Genomic DNA, 4,618 nt, shown 5'->3' with positions numbered 1-4,618 from the left:
CGCAGCTCGTTGAGGAGGTACATGATGCCGCCGCCGGGGATGCCGAACAGGTAGCGGACATTCTCCAGCTTCAGGTAGTCCAGCAGCAGCTGCGACACCGTCCGGTCGGTCACTGTGCGGTAGTAGGTCGTGCTCTGCTGTAGCATGGTCGGGGTCTCTTGGCGGCGGGAGTCGGGTATTCAGGCGGCGGAGGCCAGGCTGGCATCGGGAGCGGCCAGGCCGAAATGCGCGGTCAGCATCATCTCGGCGGTCTGCAGCGCACCCTCGACCCAGCCCTGATAGGTCGAATAGGACTCGCCGCAGATGTAGACCTCCTCGTCGGCCACCGGCTTGACGATGCATGGCATGACCGCCGCGGTGTCGACGCCGATATTCCAGGAATGCCAGCCGCCGCCATAGGGGTCGTCGCCCCAGTCGCGGAACGCGGCGACATAGGGCTCCGGCGCGTCGGTCACCCCATGCACCTCCTTCAGCTGGCGGTGCGCCTCGGCCACCATCAGCGCGCTGACGTCGTAGATGTCGGGCAGCCGCGGCAGGCCTTCGACGAAGGGGTTGGCGCGGCCCTCGAAGCGGGGCCCGCTGTGCCGCACGCCCTCCCAGTAATCGACCGAGATGCCGTCGGTATAGGCCGCGACCAGCAGCGAGTTGGTGTTGCGCGGGTCGCCGCCGGGCATCTCGCCCTCGGTCTCGAAATAGTAGATCTGGCGCAGCGGCAGATCGGTGACGGAATCGCCCGAGGTCAGGCCCAGCTGGTGCCACCAGGGCTCCGGATAGCCGAGGGCAAATTTGTACAGGGCGTGGCCGGTGACGGTGGCCAGCAGCTCGGCCACGCCGGGCTTGGCGAAGAACTCGCTGGGGCCCGCCCGGTCCAGCGGATGCTCGGCGATGCGGTCCAGCGACCGGCGCGGCATCGCCAGGATCAGTCGGCGGGCGAGGAGGACATGGTCATCGCCAAGGCCATGGTCATGCATGGTCAGGGCGTACAGCCCGTCCTCGCGCCGGCTGAAGGCGATCAACTCGCGCCGCAGATGGACGCGGCCACCGGCGGCCTCGAACTCGTCGCACAGGCGCCGGGGCAGGGCCTCGTAGCCCTCGGGCAGATGGACATAGGGCGTCTGCGTCGCCGGGATCGACCAGTCCTCCATGTACCAGGGGATGGCCTCGGCGGCGTTCCAGTTGGTCAGCACCGTGTTGAAGCCGCCGCCGGCGAGGGCGAGGTTGTAGGCCTCGACGCTCAGCAGGTTCAGCAGCACCTGCCAGAAGCCGTGATTGCGCAGCGGGAAGCCGTTCAGCGTGGCCTTGGCGCAGGCTTCGCGCAGCTCCGCGCTGCTCATCTTGGTGGCGCCGGGGATGATGGTCTCGATCGCCTGCACCACCAGCGCCGACGGCGACTTGCCCTTTTCCTGTTCGGTCAGCCAGTATGGCACCGTGTCGGGATCGGCGTAGTCGCGGACCGGGAAGCGGTGGGCGCGCAGATAGGCCAGGTTCTCCGGCCCGCCCATCGGGAACTTGACGGTCTCGAAGCCCAGCTGCTGCACCAGCCCCATGACCAGCAGCTGCGAGGTCATGATCCGCATGCCGCCCAGCTCGGCCGGCACATGCGGCATGCCGGGCAGGCGCACCGTGTCGAGGCGGCCGCCGATCCGGTCGCTCATCTCGAACAGGTGGATGCCGGCCGCCGGAATCTTCGAATCCGGCGCGGTGGCCAGCCGCCAGCCGCTGTATACGCCGCCCATGCCGCCGCCGATGATGGCACAGTCGATGACGCCCTCGGGTTCCGCACCCATGATCATCCCTCCGTCTGCAAGGATGGTTGCCCGGCCGCGATGGCGGCCGCGTCAGATGCTCACGATCTGGTCGACCGCCTCGAGCGAGGCGATCAGCGATCCCTGGATCCAGGCCTGGTCCAGCGAGCAGTGCTCGCCGGCGAAGAACACCCGGCCCTCCGGCTTCTTGCCGTCGAGGAAGATGGTGCCGAGCTGCCCGGGCAGCAGGAAGGCGAAGGCCCCCGCCGACCATTTGTGCGACTGCCAGCAGATCGATGCAGAATCGACCACCAGGTTGTCGTCCATGATCTCCGGATGGAAGCGGGCGATGCCGCGGCGCACCGCCTCGACCTGCGCCGCCGGCTCCATCAGCCCCAGGCGCAGCGCGTCCGACCCCCAGCAATAGGCGCCGAGCAGCGCGCCCGGCATCGAGGCATCGGCGTTCGGCGCCGGGCCGGTGCGCTCGTCATGCGCCGGGCCGGTGTGCGGGTTCGACCAGGGCCGCGGCGGTAGCGGGCCGCGCTCGACCTTCAGATGGTCCATCGGATAGTAGGTCTGGCGCTGCAGCCCGTCGGAGATCGAGCCGCCGCCATAGATGCCGTAGCGGGACTCCCAGAAGCGCTCGCGGCAGTCGAGGATGACCTTGCTCGACGCGGCGTAGGCCATCTGGCTGATCGACAGGCGCTTGGCGTAGCTGAACCCGTCCAGCGCCATCCGGCGCATCACGCCAAAGGGCAGGGTGCACAGCACATAATCCGCGGCCAGCGTCTGTGGTCCTTCCGGCCCGACATAGCCGATCTCGACGCTGGTCTCGGAGGCGATGCGGATGCGCGTGACCTCGTGCTGCAACAGCACGGTGCCCGGCTTCAGCATCCCGCCCAGCGTGTCGGGCAACTGGCTCATGCCGCCGTGCAGCGTGGTCAGGTTGTTGCCGGTGCCGACGATGGTGTCGCGGATGAACATCGTCACCGCCTTCTCGAACCAGACGGCGAGGCTGGTATAGGCGCCGACCAGCTGCTTGACCTGCGCCGGCAGCACCGTATCGAGGAAGGCGCCGAGCGACAGGCTGTCGAGATAGCGCAGCCGGTCGGTGGTCATCTCGCCCTTGAACAGGCTGTCCAGCTCGAACGGCGTCAGCGGCGCGATGGCGTTCTCCAGCACCCAACCGAAGATGGCGCCGCCCGGATCCTGCGGATAGGCGCCGTGGGAGGAGGGCGGAGTCTCCGGCAGGCCGTAGCGCGGATAGATCCGGCTGCGGCTCTCGCTCACCCGGCAGACCACCTCGTGGATGTCGAGGAAGTTCTGGTCGACGCTGTTGACGAACGGGATCAGCTTCCCCGTCAGCCCGGCCTGGTCGATGTAGTGGTGGGTGTAGTCATGCGTGGCCGGGACGCGCATCGCCCCCAGCTCGTTGTAGCTGCCGTCCTTGAAATGGTGGGTCAGGATCCGGCCGCCGATGCGCTCGCTGCCCTCCAGGATGGTGACCGCGTGGCCGAGCTGCTGCAGCTCAAAGGCCGCCACCAGCCCGGCGATGCCGGCGCCCAGGATGACGACGTGCTTGGTGCCGTGTCCGGCGTTGTCCCGGCGGATCCGCTGCAGCATCTCGCCGATCGGGACATGCGGGTAGGTCGCCTGCTGGTCGGACATGTTCGCCTCCTGGCCGGTCGGATAGGGGTCGGACCGAATCCGTCCCGTTCAAAAGGATTTTAGGAAAAAGCTATTGAATCCTGCTCCGCCCCATGGCTGTTTCCTGCCACGGTGACACCATCGGATGCCGAATCCTCTGACTTCGTGTAGCATCTTGTGCGGCGCGGGATGTAAACCAGATTTGAACGGCCGTTCGCATTCATCCGGGTGGCGCCTCGACAAGGAACGGCTGCGGCGCAGGGCAGGGTTCTTGATGAATATTCGCACGACGGACGGACCGGGCGGCGCCGGCAGACGGGATCGCCTGATCGTGGTGGAGGACGACCCGGTCACCCGCTCGATGATCGCGCGCTACTTCGCCGATGAGGGGTTCGATGTCGAGGAGGCGGCGACCGGCGCCGAATGCCGCCGCGCCCTGAAGCGGGCCCCGGCCGACCTGCTGTTCATCGACATCCAGCTGCCGGACGGCGACGGCTTCGAGCTGGCGCGCGAGATCCGGTCCACCAGCGCCGTCGGCATCATCTTCGTCACCCAGAAGGACAGCGAGGTCGACCGCGTCGTCGGGCTTGAACTGGCCGGCGACGACTATGTCACCAAGCCGGTGAAGCTGCGCGAGCTGCTGGCCCGGTCGCGGGCGCTGCTGCGCCGCCGCGGGCTGGAGCGCGATGCCGCCCGCCACAGCAACACCGTCATCACCTTCGAATCCTGGCTGCTGGACCAGACGCGGCGCGAGCTGACGACCCGGGACGGCACGCCGGTGCGCGTGACCCGGGGCGAGTTCGACCTGCTGGCGGCGCTGGTGCAGGCCAATGGCCGGCCGCTCAGCCGCGACTACCTGGTCGAGGTGGTCAGCAACCGCGACACGGAGGTCGGCGACCGCACGGTCGACGCGCTGGTTGCCCGGCTCCGCCGCAAGCTGCAGGCCCCCGCCGGCGGGCCGCCGGTGATCGTCACCGTGACCGGGGTCGGCTACAAGCTGGGCGTCCGCACCGACGCCCGCGGCTGAGCCGCCGGCCGCCGGATCTCCGCCATCAGGGCCTCGATCGAGCACCGGCGCAGCGGCGCCAGCGCGGCGGCCATCTCCGCCAGCCCGTCGATCGGCATGTCGGCATTGGCGCCGGCCTCGATCGCGCTGGCCTGGCGGGCCAGGCGGATCAGCCCCAGCGCGCCGGCGGAGCTGCTGAGGCGGTGCGCCAGCCGGGCCA

General features: G+C 68.8%; 4 protein-coding genes. 1 reads left to right on the top strand and 3 read right to left on the bottom strand.

The window, feature by feature from the left end; translation table 11 throughout:
* Nucleotides 1–179 precede the first annotated feature (179 nt).
* Nucleotides 180–1,787 (bottom strand): FAD-dependent oxidoreductase, encoded by a 1,608-nt coding sequence (locus ABDW35_RS32610; RefSeq protein ID WP_343718012.1) that lies wholly within the window; start codon nt 1,785–1,787, stop codon nt 180–182.
* Between the two features lie 51 nt (nt 1,788–1,838).
* Complete coding sequence (locus tag ABDW35_RS32605; RefSeq protein WP_343718011.1) at nt 1,839–3,413, bottom strand: NAD(P)/FAD-dependent oxidoreductase; 1,575 nt, start codon at nt 3,411–3,413, stop codon at nt 1,839–1,841.
* Between the two features lie 253 nt (nt 3,414–3,666).
* On the opposite strand from ABDW35_RS32605, the gene ABDW35_RS32600 reads away from it, so the two are divergent.
* Nucleotides 3,667–4,419 carry a response regulator gene (locus tag ABDW35_RS32600; protein WP_343718010.1) on the top strand — a complete coding sequence of 251 codons (753 nt, stop codon included), beginning with the start codon at nt 3,667–3,669 and terminating at the stop codon, nt 4,417–4,419.
* Here ABDW35_RS32600 and ABDW35_RS32595 read toward each other — a convergent pair.
* Nucleotides 4,383–4,618, bottom strand: a 236-nt coding sequence (locus ABDW35_RS32595; RefSeq protein ID WP_343718009.1) for an Hpt domain-containing protein, incomplete at its 5' end; no start/stop codon positions are given. The genes ABDW35_RS32600 and ABDW35_RS32595 overlap by 37 nt on opposite strands.

This window comes from Inquilinus sp. (genome assembly GCF_039594555.1).
Classification (GTDB): Bacteria; Pseudomonadota; Alphaproteobacteria; order DSM-16000; family Inquilinaceae; genus Inquilinus.
This window is presented reverse-complemented; position numbering and strand designations above follow the sequence as displayed.